The 1,562-nt window shown below is 71.6% G+C and carries 1 protein-coding gene; it reads left to right on the top strand.

Annotated features, from left to right (window positions below; all coding sequences use genetic code 11):
* The coding region (locus tag JMF90_RS36540) for an autotransporter domain-containing protein (protein WP_201326294.1) at positions 1-1,562 on the top strand (1,562 nt) is incomplete at both ends.

The raw sequence follows: 1,562 nt of genomic DNA, 5'->3' as shown, positions 1-1,562 counted from the left end.
CGACGTGAGCGGCGCCACCGGCACGCAAACGGTCGGTGCGCTGTCGGGCGCGGCCGGCACGAACGTGAATCTCGGTGCGAATGCACTGGCGCTGAACGGCAGCGGCAGCAGTACGTTCGGCGGCACGATCGGTGGCGCGGGCGGGGTGACGGTGGCGAGCGGCACGCAGATGCTGACCGGCGACAACACGTACACCGGCGGCACCACGATCGCGGCCGGCGGCACGCTGCAACTCGGCAACGGCGGCACGTCGGGCAGCGTGGCCGGCAACGTCGTCGACAACGGTGCGCTGATCGTCAATCAATCGGGCAACGTGACGATCGCGAGCGTGCTGTCCGGCACCGGCTCCCTCACCCAGGCCGGCAGCGGACGACTGACCCTGACCGGCACGAGCACGCTGAGCGGCCCGACCACGGTCGGCGCGGGCACGCTGGCCGTCAACGGTTCGCTCGGCCAGTCGACCGTCACCGTGCAGAACGGCGCGACGCTGACGGGTACCGGCACGATCGGCGGTCTCGTGGTGCAGGGCGGCGCGACGGCGGCCGCCACGCAACCGGGCGCGGCGCTGAACGTGGGCGGCAACGTCACGTTCCAGCCGGGTTCGACGTTCCAGGTCGCCGCCACGCCGCAGCAAAGCGGCAGTCTCGCGGCGAGCGGCACGGCGACGCTGAACGGCGGCACCGTACAGGTGCTCGCGAACCAGAGCGGCTATCAGCCGAGCACGACGTACACGATCCTCAGCGCGTCGTCGGGCGTGCAGGGCGCGTTCACCCAGGTGAGCGCGAACTACGCGTTCCTCACGCCGACCCTCAGTTACGATCCGGGCCACGTGTATCTGCGGCTGGTTCAGAACGGCACGTCGCTGCCCGACGTCGCGACCACGCCGAACCAGCGCTCGGTCGCGACCGCGGTGGCCGCGCTCGGCGCCGGCAATCCGCTGTACGACACGGTGCTGACGACCGACGCGCCGACCGCACGCCGTGCGTACGGGCTGCTCGGCGGCGAACTGCAGGCGAGCCTGAAGAGCATGCTGCTGATCGACAGCCGCTATGTGCGCGACGCGGTGACCGATCGCGTCCGTCAGGGCCTCGCGCCCGGGTCGGGCCCGCTCGCGGCGCTGTCGTCGGGCGGCGCCGCGCTGTGCGGCGACAACACGGCCGGCGTGGTCGACCCGACGCTGCCGCCGGAACGCCGGATCGGTTCGCGCGACGGGTGCTACGGCGGCACGCCTTATCAGCCGGTCGTCTGGGGGCAGGCGTTCGGCGGCCGCAGCCGGCTCGCCGGCGACGGCAATGCGTCGTCGATCAACCGCAGCATGACGGGCTTCATCGCCGGCGCCGACATGGCGCTCAACGACAAGTGGCGCGCGGGTCTGGCCGCGGGCGTCACGCACAGCTCGCTCGACAACGACCAGAGTTCGTCGGCAGCGGTGAACAGCTACTACCTGTCGCTGTACGGCGGCGCGCAGTACGGCGCGCTCGGCGTGCGCGGCGGTGCGTCGTACACGTGGTATCGCATCAACAGCGACCGCTATCCGGGCTTCGCGGGCTTCTCGGATCACG

Source organism: Burkholderia sp. E168m23, from assembly GCF_016586125.1.
Taxonomy (GTDB): Bacteria; Pseudomonadota; Gammaproteobacteria; order Burkholderiales; family Burkholderiaceae; genus Burkholderia; species Burkholderia orbicola.
This window is presented reverse-complemented; position numbering and strand designations above follow the sequence as displayed.